The 16,536-nt window shown below is 63.1% G+C and carries 15 protein-coding genes; 7 read left to right on the forward strand and 8 right to left on the reverse strand.

The genetic code is table 11. The annotated features are described in order from the left end of the window. Window positions 1–19 precede the first annotated feature (19 nt). Window positions 20–1,129: a 23S rRNA (adenine(2503)-C(2))-methyltransferase RlmN gene (gene rlmN, locus GJB56_RS04955; RefSeq protein ID WP_019747992.1), complete on the forward strand. Its 1,110-nt coding sequence runs from the start codon at window positions 20–22 to the stop codon at window positions 1,127–1,129. A gap of 80 nt (window positions 1,130–1,209) precedes the next feature. Here rlmN and GJB56_RS04960 read toward each other — a convergent pair whose 3' ends face one another. After that, on the reverse strand, window positions 1,210–1,479 hold the full coding sequence (locus GJB56_RS04960) for a DUF2631 domain-containing protein (RefSeq protein WP_019747993.1): 270 nt from the start codon (window positions 1,477–1,479) through the stop codon (window positions 1,210–1,212). Window positions 1,480–1,599: 120 nt separating this feature from the next. Between GJB56_RS04960 and dxr the strand changes: the two genes are divergently transcribed. The 5 genes from dxr (at window position 1,600) to GJB56_RS04985 (ending at window position 8,059) form a co-directional block, all read left to right on the forward strand. Continuing rightward, a complete protein-coding gene (gene dxr, locus GJB56_RS04965) occupies window positions 1,600–2,757 on the forward strand; it encodes a 1-deoxy-D-xylulose-5-phosphate reductoisomerase (protein WP_060939589.1) in 1,158 nt (385 codons plus the stop codon). A 7-nt stretch (window positions 2,758–2,764) separates the two neighbouring features. Further along, window positions 2,765–3,982, forward strand: coding sequence for a M50 family metallopeptidase (locus tag GJB56_RS04970; protein ID WP_113682953.1), 1,218 nt, complete (start codon window positions 2,765–2,767; stop codon window positions 3,980–3,982). Between the two features lie 87 nt (window positions 3,983–4,069). Continuing rightward, window positions 4,070–5,227, forward strand: a complete 1,158-nt coding sequence (gene ispG, locus GJB56_RS04975; RefSeq protein WP_007734888.1) for a flavodoxin-dependent (E)-4-hydroxy-3-methylbut-2-enyl-diphosphate synthase — start codon at window positions 4,070–4,072, stop codon at window positions 5,225–5,227. A 111-nt stretch (window positions 5,228–5,338) separates the two neighbouring features. After that, complete coding sequence (locus GJB56_RS04980; RefSeq protein WP_003942692.1) at window positions 5,339–6,175, forward strand: GNAT family N-acetyltransferase; 837 nt, start codon at window positions 5,339–5,341, stop codon at window positions 6,173–6,175. Window positions 6,176–6,244: 69 nt separating this feature from the next. Then, window positions 6,245–8,059 (forward strand): penicillin-binding transpeptidase domain-containing protein, encoded by a 1,815-nt coding sequence (locus tag GJB56_RS04985; protein ID WP_195849585.1) that lies wholly within the window; start codon window positions 6,245–6,247, stop codon window positions 8,057–8,059. Between the two features lie 4 nt (window positions 8,060–8,063). Here GJB56_RS04985 and GJB56_RS04990 read toward each other — a convergent pair whose 3' ends face one another. Then, window positions 8,064–8,873, reverse strand: a complete 810-nt coding sequence (locus GJB56_RS04990; protein WP_021343935.1) for a LuxR C-terminal-related transcriptional regulator — start codon at window positions 8,871–8,873, stop codon at window positions 8,064–8,066. A gap of 178 nt (window positions 8,874–9,051) precedes the next feature. Here GJB56_RS04990 and GJB56_RS04995 point away from each other — a divergent pair, with 178 nt between their 5' ends. Next, window positions 9,052–10,674, forward strand: a complete 1,623-nt coding sequence (locus tag GJB56_RS04995; RefSeq protein ID WP_019747998.1) for an AMP-binding protein — start codon at window positions 9,052–9,054, stop codon at window positions 10,672–10,674. 57 nt (window positions 10,675–10,731) lie between these two features. Here GJB56_RS04995 and GJB56_RS05000 read toward each other — a convergent pair whose 3' ends face one another. From GJB56_RS05000 to GJB56_RS05025, 6 genes are read right to left on the reverse strand one after another with little or no spacing between them, the layout of a single operon-like run. Beyond that, window positions 10,732–11,517, reverse strand: a complete 786-nt coding sequence (locus GJB56_RS05000; RefSeq protein ID WP_019747999.1) for an ABC transporter permease — start codon at window positions 11,515–11,517, stop codon at window positions 10,732–10,734. After that, entirely contained in the window at window positions 11,492–12,394 is a 903-nt protein-coding gene (locus GJB56_RS05005) for a 2-aminoethylphosphonate ABC transporter permease subunit (protein WP_020907381.1), read from the reverse strand. Before GJB56_RS05005 ends, GJB56_RS05000 begins: the two co-directional genes overlap by 26 nt. Continuing rightward, on the reverse strand, window positions 12,391–13,566 hold the full coding sequence (locus GJB56_RS05010) for an ABC transporter ATP-binding protein (RefSeq protein ID WP_113682952.1): 1,176 nt from the start codon (window positions 13,564–13,566) through the stop codon (window positions 12,391–12,393). The genes GJB56_RS05005 and GJB56_RS05010 overlap by 4 nt, the downstream gene beginning before the upstream one ends. Before the next feature lie 2 nt (window positions 13,567–13,568). Further along, window positions 13,569–14,618: a 2-aminoethylphosphonate ABC transporter substrate-binding protein gene (locus tag GJB56_RS05015; RefSeq protein WP_020969356.1), complete on the reverse strand. Its 1,050-nt coding sequence runs from the start codon at window positions 14,616–14,618 to the stop codon at window positions 13,569–13,571. A gap of 25 nt (window positions 14,619–14,643) precedes the next feature. Then, window positions 14,644–15,321: a phosphonatase-like hydrolase gene (locus GJB56_RS05020; protein WP_020907384.1), complete on the reverse strand. Its 678-nt coding sequence runs from the start codon at window positions 15,319–15,321 to the stop codon at window positions 14,644–14,646. A 25-nt stretch (window positions 15,322–15,346) separates the two neighbouring features. After that, window positions 15,347–16,474: a TIGR03364 family FAD-dependent oxidoreductase gene (locus GJB56_RS05025; protein ID WP_060939585.1), complete on the reverse strand. Its 1,128-nt coding sequence runs from the start codon at window positions 16,472–16,474 to the stop codon at window positions 15,347–15,349. Window positions 16,475–16,536: the final 62 nt, after the last annotated feature.

The following is a 16,536-nucleotide window of genomic DNA, read 5'->3' on the forward strand; positions in this document are numbered from 1 at the left end:
ATGGGACAATGGTGTAACTATGGCTGCCTCTCTTCCCCTCGTTTTCACTGCACCCAAGCGCGGAATGCCTCCACGGCACCTCGCCGATCTCGATTCCGCCGAGCGCAAAGAAGCGGTGAAAGAGCTCGGCCTTCCGGCTTTCCGGGCCGATCAGCTCGCGCGTCAGTACTACGCGCGGCTCGAAGCCGATCCCGAGAAGATGACCGATCTCCCCGCATCGGTACGCGAGAAGGTGGGGGAGTCGCTGTTCCCGACCTTGTTGACCCCGATCAAGCACCTCGCGTGCGATTCGGGCGACACTCGCAAGACCCTGTGGAAGGCGCATGACGGAACGCTGCTCGAAAGCGTCCTGATGCGCTATCCCGATCGGGCGACGCTCTGTATCTCGAGTCAGGCAGGCTGCGGAATGGCCTGCCCGTTCTGTGCGACGGGTCAGGGCGGCCTCGACCGCAACCTTTCGACCGCCGAGATCGTCGATCAGGTTCGCGAGGCAGCGGCCGCAATGCGCGACGGTGATGTTGCCGGCGGACCCGGACGCCTCTCGAACGTCGTGTTCATGGGTATGGGCGAGCCTTTGGCGAACTACAAGCGCGTGGTGGCAGCGGTACGACGCATCACTTCGCCCGCACCCGACGGGCTCGGCCTGTCTCAGCGGTCCGTGACGGTCTCGACCGTCGGCCTCGCTCCCGCTATCCGCAAGCTCGCTGACGAAGGCCTGAGCGTCACGCTGGCGGTATCGCTGCACACACCGGACGACGAACTGCGCGACACACTTGTGCCGGTCAACAATCGCTGGTCGGTGTCGGAGGTACTTCAGGCCGCCCGGTACTACGCAGACAAGACCGGTCGGCGTGTGTCCATCGAGTACGCGATGATCAAGAACGTCAACGATCAGCCGTGGCGCGCGGACATGCTGGGCAAGAAGCTGAAGAAAGCACTCGGCGGGTTGGTGCACGTCAACCTGATTCCGCTCAACCCGACTCCGGGTAGCGAGTGGGACGCGAGCCCCAAGGACGTCGAGCGTGAGTTCGTGCGTCGGGTCATCGCCCAGGGCGTCTCGTGCACCGTGCGCGATACGCGCGGTCAGGAAATCGCCGCAGCCTGTGGCCAGCTGGCAGCCGAGAACTGAAACCCTCCAGGCCTGAAAAACACATAAAGCGAAGGCCTCCACGAACTTTCGTTCGTGGAGGCCTTCGCTTTGTCAGGTCTCTAGCGCGGGCGGCGACGGATGACGATGTCGCGGACCAGAACGAAGATCATCAATCCGGCGGTGCCGATGAGCCACAGATCCTCGACCTTGCCGTGATGGTTTCCGATCATCATCAGAAGCAGGAATATCGCGAAGAACCATCCGAGGAAACGGAAAAACTTGAGTCCTTCACCACTCCACCCCCATGCGGCAGAGGGGACCTCGGCCTCATCGACGTGCGAGACCACGACGGGGGCGCTGGACTTGACGTCCAACTGGGTATCGGCCACGGTCGATCCTCCTGCTCATTCGGTTGCACTACTGCCCAATATGGTGACATACGACTGCCTGTCGTACGTAGTTGGGCGTCGATAAGGTTGTTCTCAGGTGTTATCAGGAACAATGGGCGAGTGCAGGAAACCACACGTACCCGCGTCCTCCTCCTCGGCAGTACCGGTTCGATCGGTACCCAAGCGCTGGAGGTCATCGCAGCCAACCCCGATCGTTTCGAAGTAGTCGGTCTCGCAGCGGGCGGCAACAACGTCGAGTTGTTGGGCGAACAGATTCGTGCAACCGGCGTCACGGACGTCGCCGTCGCCGATCCTGCAGCGGCATCGGCGCTGGAATCGGTAACCGCCCGTTCGGGACCGAGCGCCGTGACGGAACTGGTTCGGGACAGCGGTGCCGATGTTGTCCTCAATGCACTCGTCGGTTCGTTGGGACTCGAACCGACTCTGGCGGCGCTGAACTCGGGAGCGCGCCTGGCGCTGGCGAACAAGGAATCGCTTGTCGCCGGCGGAGCGCTGGTGACCAAAGCCGCCGCACCCGGTCAGATCGTGCCGGTCGACTCGGAGCATTCGGCGCTTGCCCAGTGTCTACGTGGTGGAACAGGCGACGAAGTGGCTCGGTTGGTTCTCACCGCTTCGGGTGGACCGTTCCGTGGCTGGAGCGCCGAGGATCTCGAAAGTGTGAATCCAGCTCAGGCAAAAGCGCACCCCACCTGGTCGATGGGGCCCATGAACACACTCAATTCGGCAACTCTGGTCAACAAGGGCCTCGAGCTGATCGAGACGAACCTGCTGTTCGGGATCGACTACGACCGCATCGACGTCACCGTGCACCCGCAGTCGATCGTGCATTCCATGGTCACCTTCTTCGACGGGTCGACGCTGGCGCAGGCAAGCCCGCCGGACATGAAGCTCCCGATCGCTCTCGCTCTAGGCTGGCCGGACCGCATCGAAGGTGCTGCGTCGGCATGCGACTTCACCACCGCCTCCACCTGGGAATTCGAGCCGCTCGATTCGTCGGTGTTCCCCGCCGTCGATCTGGCGCGAAGCGCGGGCAAATCCGGCGGTTGCTTCACCGCGATCTACAACGCGGCCAACGAAGTGGCGGCTCAGGCATTCCTCGACGGTGTCATTTCCTTCCCGGCGATCGTCCGCACGGTGGCCGCTGTTCTCGACGATGCAGGTCAATGGTCCGCGGAACCGGCTACCGTGGACGACGTTCTGGCCGCGGACGGCTGGGCACGCACACGAGCGCGTCAGCTCGTGAAGCAGGAGGGCTAGAGCTTTCATGGTTTTTGCACTGGGCGTAGTGCTGTTTGCCCTCGGCATCGGCGTGTCCATCGCCCTGCACGAAGCCGGCCACATGTGGACGGCCAAGGCTTTGGGAATGAAGGTTCGCCGCTACTACATCGGCTTCGGACCGAAGATCTTCTCGTTCCGTCGAGGTGAGACCGAGTACGGCCTCAAGGCGCTGCCGCTCGGTGGATTCTGCGACATCGCCGGTATGACGGCTCTCGACGAGATGACGCCCGAAGAAGAGCCGCATGCGATGTACAAGAAGGCGGCGTGGAAGCGTGTCGTCGTCATGTCCGGCGGTATCGCGATGAACTTCATTCTCGGGTTCCTCCTGATTTACGCATTGCTCCTCGGTTGGGGTCGAACTAGTTCGGAGCCGGCACCGCCTGTTGTCAAGGGCGTGACGTGTGTTGCTCCGACGCAACTCGGTCAGGATCAGGGGTGGAAACTCGCGGATTGCACCGGTACCGGCCCGGCGGAGGCAGCCGGAATTGCTGCCGGCGATCGGATCGTCGCGGTGGACGGTCAACCGACGGACACTTTCGCCAAGGTTTCCGCGGCGATCCGCGACAAGTCCGGGACAGTCACGCTCACAGTCGAGCGCGGCGACGAGACTGTTCAAGTTCCGGTCGACGTATCGCCGGTGGAGCGTTACGTAGCCAAAGAGGGCAGCACAACGCCGGAACTGGCAAAGGTAGGCGCTGTCGGAATCGAGGGTGTAAGCAATCTGATCGAGTACAACGCGCTCTCTGCTGTTCCGGCAGCCTTCGACTACACCGGACAGATCTTGGTCGACTCGGTGAAGGCGTTGGCTGACATTCCGTCGAAGGTGGGGGCTCTGTGGGAGTCGATCACGGGCGGCGAGCGGGCGCTGGACACACCTATCAGCGTGGTCGGCGCCAGCGTGATCGGTGGCGAGGCCGCTGATCGAGCCGAGTGGCCGATGTTCGTCGGACTGCTCGCGTCGATCAACTTCTTCCTCGGCGTGTTCAACATCCTGCCGCTGTTGCCGCTCGACGGCGGTCACATCGCGGTGGTCTTCTACGAGAAGATCCGCGATTGGTTCCGCGCTCGCCGCGGCTTGATTCCCGGCGGCCCGGTCGACTACACGAGACTCCTTCCGATTACTTACGTATTCATCGTGATCGGTGGCGCGTTCATGTTGCTGACACTCACGGCTGACATCGTCAATCCGATCAAGATCTTCTGACCGTGTGAGCATGGCGACGGTTGCCGCGCGGTAGTGCGGCGATCGCCCGGCTAAACTTGCAGTGAAGCTATGAAAGAAGGCACAGACGTGACCATCCCTATCGGACTGGGAATGCCCTCGGCACCCGCAGCGATTCTTGCTCCTCGACGCAAGACACGGCAGCTGCAGGTCGGCACGGTAGGTGTGGGCAGCGATTTCCCCATCTCGGTGCAGTCCATGTGCACCACGAAGACGCACGATGTCAATGCAACGCTCCAGCAGATCGCGGAACTGACCGCGTCCGGTTGCGACATCGTCCGTGTCGCCTGCCCACGTCAGGAAGACGCGGACGCGTTGTCGATCATTGCGAAGAAGAGCCAGATCCCGGTTATCGCCGACATCCACTTCCAGCCGCGCTACATCTTCGCGGCAATCGATGCGGGATGCGCTGCGGTGCGCGTCAATCCGGGCAACATCAAGGAATTCGACGGCCGTGTCAAAGAGGTAGCCAAGGCTGCCGGTGATGCAGGCATTCCGATCCGTATCGGTGTCAACGCGGGATCGCTCGATCCTCGGTTGATGGAGAAGTACGGCAAGGCGACGCCCGAAGCGTTGGTCGAGTCCGCGCTGTGGGAGGCCGGGTTGTTCGAAGAGCACGGCTTCGGTGACATCAAGATCTCCGTCAAGCACAACGATCCGGTGATCATGGTCGAGGCTTACCGCCAACTCGCCGCCAAATGCGATTACCCGTTGCACCTCGGCGTCACGGAGGCAGGGCCGGCGTTTCAGGGCACGATCAAGTCCGCGGTCGCCTTCGGTGCGCTGCTCGCGGAGGGTATCGGCGACACGATCCGGGTTTCGCTCTCGGCCCCGCCGGCCGAGGAAATCAAGGTCGGTAACCAGATTCTGCAGTCTCTGAACCTGCGTCCCCGCAAGCTCGAGATCGTCTCTTGCCCCTCGTGTGGCCGTGCACAGGTCGATGTCTACACACTTGCCGACGAGGTCTCTGCCGGCCTCGAAGGGATGGAGATCCCGCTGCGCGTGGCAGTCATGGGTTGCGTCGTGAACGGACCGGGTGAAGCACGTGAGGCTGACCTCGGTGTGGCGTCCGGCAACGGCAAGGGCCAGATCTTCGTCAAGGGCAAGGTCATCAAGACGGTGCCCGAGGCGCAGATCGTCGAGACTTTGATCGAAGAAGCGATGAAAATTGCCGAAAGCATGGAGGGTGATGCTTCGGAGGGTGCGCCGGTCGTCACCGTGAGTTGAGTGATTGCCGGATGAATCTTCCCCGTCGGTGTCAGGTTCGTGGCAATCTGAGTGCATCATGATCGGGTAGTGATATTCGTGGACGCGCAGTCGAGTCGAGGGGGTTGACGGATGCTCAAACTCCTCGGAGCCAAGCAGGTCGGAAGTCGAGATCTCGAAGACGTCCGACGGGTACTCGACGCCGATCCGGTGGCCGCCTGCATGATTGCCGCGCGCGTCGAAGAATGCGGCGTCGACCCACGAATGATTCACGGCGAGCTGTGGAGTCGAGGCGGGCCGTTGTCCTCGCTGTGCTTTGCCGGGGCAAATCTGGTTCCACTTCGAGGCGATCCGGATGACATTAGGGCATTCGCTGACCGCGCCTGTCGGATTCCGCGCATGTGCTCGTCGGTGGTCGGCCGCGCCGAATTGGCGTTGCCGCTGTGGGAGATGCTCGAGCTCGATTGGGGAACTGCGCGTGAGGTTCGCCCCGAACAGCCGTTGCTCGCGGTATCCGAGCCGCTGGCGTGCCCGTCGGATCCACTGGTCCGGCAGGTTCGCTCGGACGAACTCGAGATCTATCTGCCTGCCGCGATCGCGATGTTCATCGAAGAGGTTGGCGTCGATCCGCGTGCAAACGACGGTGGGCGCGGATATCGACATCGTGTGGCAAGCCTGATCGCCGCTGGTCGAGCGTGGGCGCATATCGAGGACGGCCAGGTCGTTTTCAAGGCGGAGGTCGGTTCGATGTCTGCTCGCTGTGGCCAGATTCAGGGCGTGTGGGTCAACCCGGAATTTCGTGGGCAGGGCTTCGGCGTGACCGGTACAGCGGCTGTAGCGGAGTCGATCATGGCGACCGGTCGCATTGCGAGCCTGTACGTCAACAGCTTCAATACGATTGCGCGGTCGACCTATTCGCGGGTGGGGTTCCGGCAGGTCGCGACCTTCTCGACGGTGCTGCTCGACTGAGAGTCCAAGCTGCGTGCAATGGTCGCGCCTACGCTGGGTGGAGCATTTGTCGCCCTACTATGGGGCTCGATGAACACTCGGCATTTCTCTCGTAGTCGCTCGGCTCAACTATTGGCCTCCTGCACCGTGATTTTTTTGGCGGTGGGGATCAGTTCGTGTACTCCGAAACCCGCCGGCCCCGAGCCCGTCGCGCAGCAGTTCCTGAGTGCGTTCGGTGACAGGGACATCGACGAGGCAGCAAAAATGACGGACCGGCCTGATTCCGCGGGTCCTGTATTGAGTGACACCTGGGATGCGCTTCAGGCGGAGTCGATGACTGCCGAGACCACGTCGGTGAAGATGAACGGTGACACTGCGACGGTCGGCTACACCTACGAGTGGCACCTGCCGAAAGACCGCGTCTGGACGTACGACGGCGAGCTGCAGATGGGACGCAAGGACGGCGACTGGTCCGTCCGTTGGAGTTCGACGGACGTTCATCCGCGCCTCGGTGACAAGCAGACGATGTCGTTGCGGGCAACCGCGGCGCCGCGAGCGCGGGTCAACGAGCATTCGGGGACCGACGTCCTGGTGCCGGGAATCGTCTACCGAGTGAAGTTCGATCGCTCCAAGAGCATCGACATCATCGGTTCCGCGAACAGTCTCGCAAGTGTTCTCGGGCGGTTCGATGCGTCGCTGACCGGTCAGTCGATCGCCGAATCCTCGACGGCCGTCAAGGGTGACTATCTGGTGACGCGGCTGCGCAGTGATGACTACGACCAAGTTTCGGCGCAGTTGGGTGCGATATCGGGAGTATCGGTATCGGACGAATCGGATCTTGTGTCGACCGACCCGGAGTTCGCGCCTGACCTTCTCGGGCAGATCAAGAAGACGATCATCGACGAGGTCGACGGCAAAGCCGGCTGGAGTGTCGTCACGGTCAACCAGAACGGCGTCGACACCGACGTGTTGACCGAGACTGCGCCACAACCGGTTCCGTCGTTCAGTATCAGTCTGGACCGCAACATCCAGATCGCTGCTCAGCGCGCGGTGAACGTGAACAAGGATCAGGCGATGATGGTGGTGATCGAACCGTCGAGTGGCGCGATCCTGGCCGTCGCGCAGAACAAGGCAGCTGACCGCGACGGGCCGGTCGCGACGATGGGTCGGTACCCGCCTGGTTCGACCTTCAAGATCATCACGGCAGGTGCGGCAATTTCGACCGGTCAGGCGACCCCCGACACGATGGTGCCATGCCCGGGCCGAATCGAGATCGGCGAGCGCAGCGTCCCCAACTACAACGAGTTCGCACTCGGCACGGTGCCGATGGCAACGGCCTTCGCGCGTTCGTGCAACACGTCCTTCGCCAAGTTGGCCAGCGAGATGCAGGCAGACACGTTGACCACTGCCGCAGCGCAGTTCGGCATCGGCCAGGACTACAACGTGGTGGGATTGCCGATCGATTCCGGTTCGGTGCCGCCGGCGTCGGACCTCGTCCAGCGGACCGAAGACGGGTTCGGTCAGGGCAAGGTCGTGGTCAGTCCGTTCGGAATGGCGATGGCAGCTGCGACGGTCGCGAACGGTTCGACTCCGGTGCCGCAACTGATTTCGGGGCGCGAAACCACCATCGACGGTGAGCGCCCGGCGATCACGCCGGCCATGGTCGACGGTCTGCGCGGCATGATGCGACTCGTGGTCACGAGCGGTACTGCAGAACGCGTCGAAGATCAGGGTGAGGTGTACGGCAAGACCGGTGAAGCCGAGGTCGACGGGGGATCGCATGCGTGGTTCGTCGGCTATCGCGGCAACCTGGCCTTCGCCACTCTGGTTGTGCGGGGCGGAAGTTCGGACAACGCCGTCGCAGTCACCCGCGACATGCTCACCGCCCTGCCGGAAGGCTACTGACCCGTCAGGGGAGCAGTCCCAACCTGCGGGCGGTCACCACGGCTTCGTGGCGTGAGCTCGCGTCCAGCTTTCCCATCGCGCTTCGCAGATAGCTCTTGACTGTTTCAGGTCGAAGGGAAAGCCTTTGGCCGGCTTCGATGTTGGTGCAGCCGAGTGCGACTTGCGAGAGAACGTCCACTTCACGCGGGGTGAGCGCGACGTCGGATTCGGCGTCGGCGGTAGGCCGCAGCAGGTTGGCCAAACGCTGGGAAAGTCCGCGGAGCTTGGTCTGCAAGTCGGTGTCGGTCACGGTCTGGGCGACACTGCGTAGTTCGGCGTGGACTCCGCGGATCTCTTCCGAAGACATACCGTCGGCGGTGGTCGCGGCGGCGGCCTGAAGTAGTTGCAGGCGACGATCGACCTCGTCGCGGATGGCGAACTCCATCCCGAGACGCCGGGATGCGCTGACCATGACGTCTGCTGTGCGATCGCCGAGAGGCGCGGAATCACGGATCGCGGCGTAGAGGACAGCGCGCGATTTGCCGGACACGATGACCGGAACGGCGATGATCGAATGCAGGCCCTCGCTGAGAACAGGCCGGTCGAAGTGATGAGTGATGGACTGCGAATTGCCGTAATCGTTGACGGTGATCGGTGAACCCTGGGCGACGACGCGTCCGCCCATACCCGAGCGCGGCGGGATGGCCAAGCCCTTGAGATTGTTGGTGCGGGTGCCGACGAATTCGCTCAGGTGCAGGGTTCCGTCCTGGACCTCGCCTCCGAACAGCACGGGAACAACGCCCTGAGCTGCAATCGTTCGGAGTTCACCTCGCATAGCGTCCCCGTCGCGGGGACGCAGAAGTGACGAAGCATGTCGATTCACGCAGGTACCCCTTTCTGGGGGTAGTGAAGTTCTCTTGTGAGCTAGATCATAGGGGGTGAACAGTACGTATGACGAGCCGCCAACTTAACCGGTCGGGCCAACCATACGACGATCGATAAGGAGCAAGTTGATGAGCACCGATCCCACCGCACGGGTGCGCGAGCTGCTGGACCAGTACGACACCCCGCATGCCAGCGCCGCAGAATTGCTCTGCGATCGGCATCCCGCGGATGGCGTTGCATTCACCGTCGTCGAGGCAGACCTTAGCTCGGTGGACCTCACATACGGTCATCTACGTGAGCAGTCCGCGCGTTTCGCGGCAGCTCTGGCGGACCTCGGAGTCGAGCCGGGTGACAACGTCGCGACCTTGATGGGCAAGTCTGCGGACCTCGTGGTCGCGCTCCTCGGAATCTGGCGCCGCGGCGCGGTCCACGTGCCCTTGTTCACGGCGTTCGCTTCGCCGGCCATCGCTTTCCGCTTGACGGCCAGTGGCGCGAAGGTGGTCGTTTCCGACGCCAATCAGCTCGACAAGCTCGCGCCGGGCGAGGACATCCCCGCCGACGCAGCGTGGCAGGTCATCGTCGCGGGCGGCGCGGCCGGTGACGAGTTGGACTTCGATGCACTTGTCGCAGCTCAGGATGCAGAAGACCCGAAGGGCGCTGCTCAGGCAGTCGGCGGCAACGCACCGATGGTGCAGTTGTTCACCAGTGGCACCACGGGGACACCCAAGGGCGTGCCGGTTCCGGTGCGCGCGCTCGCGTCGTTCCACGCCTACCAGGAGTTCGGCCTCGACGTCCGTCAGGACGACGTGTTCTGGAACGCCGCAGACCCGGGCTGGGCGTACGGGCTGTACTACGCGTTGCTCGGTCCGCTTGCCGCGGGAACGCGAAGCATTCTGCTGCACGCCGGATTCTCCGCGCCGCTGACGTGGCAGATCATCGAGAAGTTCGGTGTCACCAATTTTGCCGCTGCTCCGACCGTGTACCGCAGTCTGCGTGCCGACAAGGCACCCGTTCCGGAAGGCATCTCGCTTCGCCGCGCGTCCTCGGCCGGTGAGCCCTTGACTCCGGATGTTGTTGCGTGGTCGAAGAACTCGTTGGGCGTCGAGGTTCGTGATCACTACGGCCAGACCGAGCACGGCATGTTCATCGTCAACGCCTGGGCCGACGGACTCCGCGAGGACGTCCGTCCAGGATCCATGGGTCGTCCGTTGCCGGGCTGGTCTGCCGCTGTGCTGGAGGACAATTCGGATGACATCGCACCGGCTCGCACTCAGGGACGCGTGGCGATCGATACTCACAACAGCCCGTTGATGTGGTTCACCGGATACGTCGATGCGCCGGAGAAGACGAAGCAGCGATTCAGCGAAGACGGTCGCTGGTACATCACCGGTGACGCCGGAATGACGGACGAGGACGGATTCTTCTTCTTCTCCTCGCGCGACGACGACGTCATCATCATGGCGGGCTACCGCATCGGTCCCTTCGACGTCGAGAGCGTGCTGGTCATGCACGAGCACGTCATCGAGGCGGCAGTGGTGGGCATGCCCGACGAGTTGCGCGGTGAGGTCCTCGAAGCGTTCGTCGTACTTCGCGAAGGTGTCGACGGTGACGACGAACTCGAGAAGGAACTGCAAACCCTGGTGAAGAAGAAGTTTGCAGCGCACGCGTACCCACGCACGGTGCACTTTGTTCCGAACCTGCCCAAGACCCCGAGCGGCAAGGTTCAGCGGTACATCTTGCGGAAGGGATAAACCCCTTGCTGTGCGCCTTTATTAACCCCCGGCGGTTAATAAAGGCGCACAGCAAGGTCAGCGCCGACGGATTCTGCCAACCACCATGAGGGCGATCAGGGTAACTGCAAGCAGCAGTGTCGTATTTGCTGCGGCAAGAAATACCTGGCCGCGGTCGGTGAGTCCGAAGATACTGACCGGCAAGGTCTTCCATGTCGCCGGGTAGACCATGACCGTTGCGCCCAGCTCACCCATCGACAGTGCGATGGAAAGCCCGGCGGCCGCACCCAACGCTGGGAGCAGCAGCGGTAGCGTCACCCGCGTCAGCACCCGCACTGGGCCGGCGCCGAGTGATTCGGCAGCTTGACGGTAGGCGGGATCGAGCCGTTCGAGCGCGGCCGATACGGAACTGAAGGCAAAGGCAAGCACCAAAACCGTGTGAGCGAGAATCACGATCCATTTGGTGCCGCCGAGCAGTAATGGGCGCTCGTTGAAAGTGATGAGCAGACCCAAGCCGATCGCGACCGACGGAACCGCAATCGGTAAATGGAATACGGCATCGGTGATGCGCCGCAGCCACATCGGTGCCTCACGAGAGGCCAGCGCGGCCCACGTTCCGACGATCAATGCCAGTGCTCCCGAGATGAATGCAGTCTGCAAACTGACGATCAGGCTGGCGAAGTTCTCGTCGGACAGCGCCGTGGAGAAGTTCTTGCCGCCGAGATTCGACGGAAGTGGACCGGTCCACGATCCGGCCAAGGCAGCCGCGACGACGGTGGCGATGGGCGCGACAAAAACCACCGCGACGACCAGGGTGAAGAATCCGAGTACGAGAGCCCTAGAGCTTCGTGTCCACAGCAGCACGGCTGCCTCCCATCAATCTGTTGAAGGTGAATCGGTAGAGGCAGTACAGGCCGAGTGAGAGTGCGACCTGGACCGTCGCGATCACTGCCGCGCCGGGCAAGTCGAAGGTGACAATGCCGCGGGTGTAGATGAGGACCGGAAGAGTTACGACGTCTTTTGCTCCGGTGAAGAGCACAATGCCGAATTCATTCAGTGTCATCAGAAGTACGAGTGATCCACCGGCCAGGAGGGCTGGCCACGCTTCCGGCATCACCACCTGCCGCAGAACTCGGACGGGTGACGCGCCGAGACTGGCTGCAACGTCGAGCTGTTCACGCGGAATCTGGGTGAACGCGGCCAACAGCGGACGCACGACAAAGGGTGTGAAGAAGGTGATTTCGGCCGCGATGACTCCGAACGGAGTGTTCAGGAAGTTCAGCGGGCCGCTCGCGTCGCCGGTGATGCGGATGATCAAGGCGTTGACGGCGCCGGCCGTGCCGTACAGAAACGTGAACGCCAGCGTGATCAGGAATGACGGCAGGGCGAGCACCGTGTCGATCAATCGCCCCACCACCTTGGATCCGGCGAATGGAACGAAGGCAAGCACCAAGGCGAGGAAGGTTCCCAGGATCAGGCACCCCAGGGTCGACGCCACGGCGATCTGGATGGTCCGCCACAGTGCGGTCCTGAACAGTTCCGAACCGAGCACGGAGGACCACGTGGACAACCCGGTGCCGCTTCCGGTGCTCAGCGATTCCGTGAGGACACGCGCAGTGGGATAGACAGCAAACACGAGGACAAGAAGCAGTGGCGGTAGCGTCCACCCGATCCGGCGCCACGGGATGGGGTCTTTGTGCTGGGGCACAGCGGTTTCAGGGCGTTCCAAGGTTGTCGTCATGGGTGGCGATCCGCCGGCACCAGGACACTGCCGTCCGTGGGCAAGACGACGCCCACTTCGGTGTCGACCGGTCGTTCGTCGTGCCCTGGAACATCCACGTCGACGCGGACGTCGTCGAGGCCACGGACAGCCAGCGTCAGTCGCGTCGTGGAACCGCGCCAGACGCTCGAGACGATGCGCGCCGGGAATGATCCTCGTGCGCCGACGCCGGTTACGCCTACCGCGTGTGGACGAACACACAGGTAGGCGTCCATGTCGGACTCCCATTCGATGTGCCCGATCTCGGGCTGCGGGGCGTGAGCGGTGAACGGCGTGCCACCGATCGAGACCAGTGCGGAGGTGCCGATGACGCGTGTGACGGTGCAGGGCAGCAGGTTGGCACCCCCGAGGAAGGCCGCGGTGAAGCTGGACGGCGGGCGTTTCCACAAGGCCTCGGCGGTGTCGATGTCCGCGAGTCTGGCGTTGCGCATCACTGCGATTCGGTCTGCGAGCGCCAGGGCTTCACTCTGATCGTGCGTCACATAGAGCATGGCTGTGTCAGGTAGTGCGGCGCGCAGTCTCGCCAGTTCGCCGAGCATGCTCTCGCGAAGTTGCGCATCCAGGGCGGCCAGTGGTTCGTCGAGGAGGAGTACTCCAGGGCGAATTGCCAAGGCTCGGGCGATTGCGATTCGCTGCTGTTGACCGCCGGAAAGCTCACGGGGAAGGCGCTTTCCGTACGCCGACATCCCGACCATGTCGAGGGCTTCGGCTACGCGATGGCCGATCTCCGAGCGCGGCACGCGATGGGCTCGGAGTCCGAAGGCTACGTTCTCGGAAACTCGCATGTGCGGGAAAAGAGCGTACGACTGAACGACGACGCCGATACCGCGTTGTGCGGGAGGCAGATTGGTGACGTCTCGGGTGCCGAGCTTGACGGAACCGGACGTGGGGCGGACAAATCCCGCGAGGGCCTTCAGGGCGGTCGACTTGCCGGATCCACTGGGCCCCAGCAGTGCCACAGTTTCACCCGGTGCCACTCGCAGATTGAAATCGACGAGTGCATGGGTTGCGGTCTTCCCGCGGCCGTAGGCGACGTTGACGCGATCGAAGGTGATGGCCGGAGCGGAATGTTCGATCGCTCCGTGAACACCGACGGTCTCGGGGAGCGTCCGCCCTAGTCTGGTTCTTGCCATGATCAGCTCCCGGTGGCTTTCTGGTAAGCGGCGATGTCGGCGTCGAGCGAGCTGAGGACGTCGTTCCAGTTCGGGGTCCACACGTTGACGCCCTGCAGAACTCCCGAAGGCGTGTTCTTGTCGGTCGATTCACCGGCACTGCTTCGGACGTCCTCGCGGACCGATACGCCGAGTGCATCGGTGGCGACGGTCTTCTGGGATTCTTCGGAGAGCAGGAACTCCATCAACTTCTTGGCTTGTTCGCTGCTCGGTGCGCTCTTGGCGAGGCCCATCACGTAGGGCAGTGCAATGGTGGTGCGAGTGCCGTCGGCTCCCGCGGGGAAGAAGATGTCGAACTTCGAGCCGTCGTCGGCGATGGAGGCGAGGTTCATCTGGACGTCACCGTTGGCGACCAGGAGTTCCCCGTTGCTGACCTTGGGCTGGAGCTTTCCGGTGGAGGACGAGGGACCGACGTTGTTGGCCTGGAGCTTTCCGAGGTAGTCGAGTGCGCCCTCCTTGCCCATCAGATGCTGGAGCAGCAACAACACCGCGGTACCGTCGCCGGCCTGGCCGGGCGTGGAGTACTGCAACTTGCCCTTGAACTGATCAGTGAGCAGGTCGTCCCAAGATTGTGGGGCGGGTGATGCAGTCGGATTGGCGATGAACGAGAGGTAATTCTCGACGACGGGTACGTATTTGCCGGCGTCGTCCTTCTCGTCTGCAGGAACGGCGGAGGTGTCGATTCCGCTGGGCTCGAGCAGACCTTGGGCGTCGGCCTTCTGGATGAATGGCGGCAGCGTGATGATCACGTCTGCCTGTGGGTTGGACTGTTCCTTCTCGACCCGCGAGACGACCTCGCCGGATCCGGCTTCCACGAGGTTGACGGCGATACCGGTCTGCGCGGTGAAGGCGTCAAATCTTCCCTTGTACCAACCGGACAGACCGTCGGCGCTGTAGACGGTGACGGTTTCGGTGTCTGATCCGGCAGCAGTGCCGGTGCCACCGCAGGCAGTGGTGAACGAAAGGACGGACACGGCGAGAGCGGCCGCAGCGATGCTCGGGCGTAGACGCATGACGATTCCTTTTTCGGAGGTGAGATCAGGAGTGGGTGAGGAGTTCGGCGAACTCCGTCACGGACGGGACGATGTGGGTGGCTCCGGCGTCGCGAAGCTGTTGCTCGTCGTGTGCGCCGGTCAGAGTTCCGGCGACGATGGATGCGCCGGAACGAATGCCGCTGAGCACGTCGTTGGACGTGTCGCCGAGTACGGCGATCTGGTGGACGTCGTCGATCGAAAGTTTGAGCAGGGCAGTCAGAATCAGGTCCGGGTACGGTCGACCGCGACCGGCCTCGGCGGGGGAGAGGGTGAGATCGGCGAGGGTTTCCCAGCCGAGCGCGACGAGGAGTTTGTCCTGTGTCGATCGGCTGAATCCGGTGGTCAAGGCAACTTTGATGCCGGCCTCGCGCAGTGTGGTGATCGCCTTCTCCGCGCCAGGGATCGGCTCGGCCAGGCCCTGGTCGATGAGGGAATCGTAAGTGGTTTCGAAGGCGGCGTTCGCGGCCTGGGCACGGTCTTCGTCACCGAAGATCGCCCGGAACACGACGATCTTCGACTGGCCCATGGTGTCGAGGACGTACTGGCGAGCGGCGTCGGCTTCCGGGCCTTCGGCAGGCAGTCCGCCGGCTTCGGCAGCGGCGGCGAACGCGCGAAGAACCAGTCCGTCGTCGGCGACGGTGGTGCCGGCCATGTCGAGAACGGCAAGGGTGATGGGAGACATGAGAAGTCTTTCTTGTCGGAAGGATTCAGAGACCGAGCTGGTCGGCGGTTTGTTCCGCCAGTGCCGGGCCGAGCGTCATGCCGCGGCCACCGGGACCGGCAACCACCCAGACGTTGTCGGCGGCTTGTGCGCGGTGAACAAGTTGTGAGGGGTCGAGGCACTGGCTGTAGACGCCCGCCCATCGCTTGACGATGGGCGGAAGATCGCGCCCCAGAAGTGTTTCCACCACTCCGGACAGATGGCGATAGGGCGCCTCGTCGACGTCGAAGTCGAAGGGCTCCTCGTATTCGTGGGTGTCACCGATGGTCAGACCGCCGTGCAAGCGCTGCACGCACAGGAGTTGCATGCGGTGCTCCTCGGCAGTCGGTTCCTGTGGCTGCACCGTGCGAAGGTGATCGAGGGCAGATCCGGCGAAACCGGGGTAGTAGCGGAAGCTGTCACCGTCAGCGATTGCGGTGGTGAGCTTTTCGCCGAGTGGGGCGGTCTGCATCATCTGCAGGCGCACACGTCGCAACGGGAGATCGCCGGCGAGATCGCGGGCCAATCCGCCGAGTGTTGCTCCGGGGCAGACGATCACGAGATCGGCGTCGAAGTTGCGACCGTGATCGTCGCGGATGTGTACGCCGGGGGTGTTCGTCGTGAGCTCGCGGGCTTCCGTTCCGGCGTGGAAGGTGTAACGGCCGGTGGATTCGAGGTAAGAACGGATGGCGGGGAGCGCTTGCCGTGACTCGACAGCGGCGTCCAGGGTGCAGTGCAGTCCGCCGAGAAACTTGCCCCGGAGCGCGGGGTTGACGACGCGAACGGCGTCGGGATCGAGAAGTGCGAACCCTCGGTTGTCGGCGTCCGGCCGAGCGAATGCTTCCTGCGCGACCGCGACCTCCTCCTCGGTGCGCATGAGGGTGATGGAGCCGGCCGGGCGGTATCCGACGCCGGGGACACGGGCGGCAAGGTCCGCCCACAGCTCGCGCGAACGCAGCGCGGCTTCGAGTTCGTGCGGAGCACGCCCGGATACCCAGACCAATCCGAAGTTCCGTACCGTTGCACCGCGGGCTTCGGGCTCGCGTTCGAGATGGATGACGTCGTGTCCCCGGCGGATTGCCTCGTCGGCGTGCGCCGTTCCGAGGATTCCTCCGCCAACAATCAAAATTCGCATGTAGAGATAGTGACGTTTGGTCTAGACCAATAGGGGGAATCGAGACGAACTCCAGGTTAACA

Origin of the sequence: Rhodococcus sp. AQ5-07 (genome assembly GCF_009707305.1) — a bacterium.
GTDB classification, from domain to species: Bacteria; Actinomycetota; Actinomycetes; order Mycobacteriales; family Mycobacteriaceae; genus Rhodococcus_F; species Rhodococcus_F erythropolis.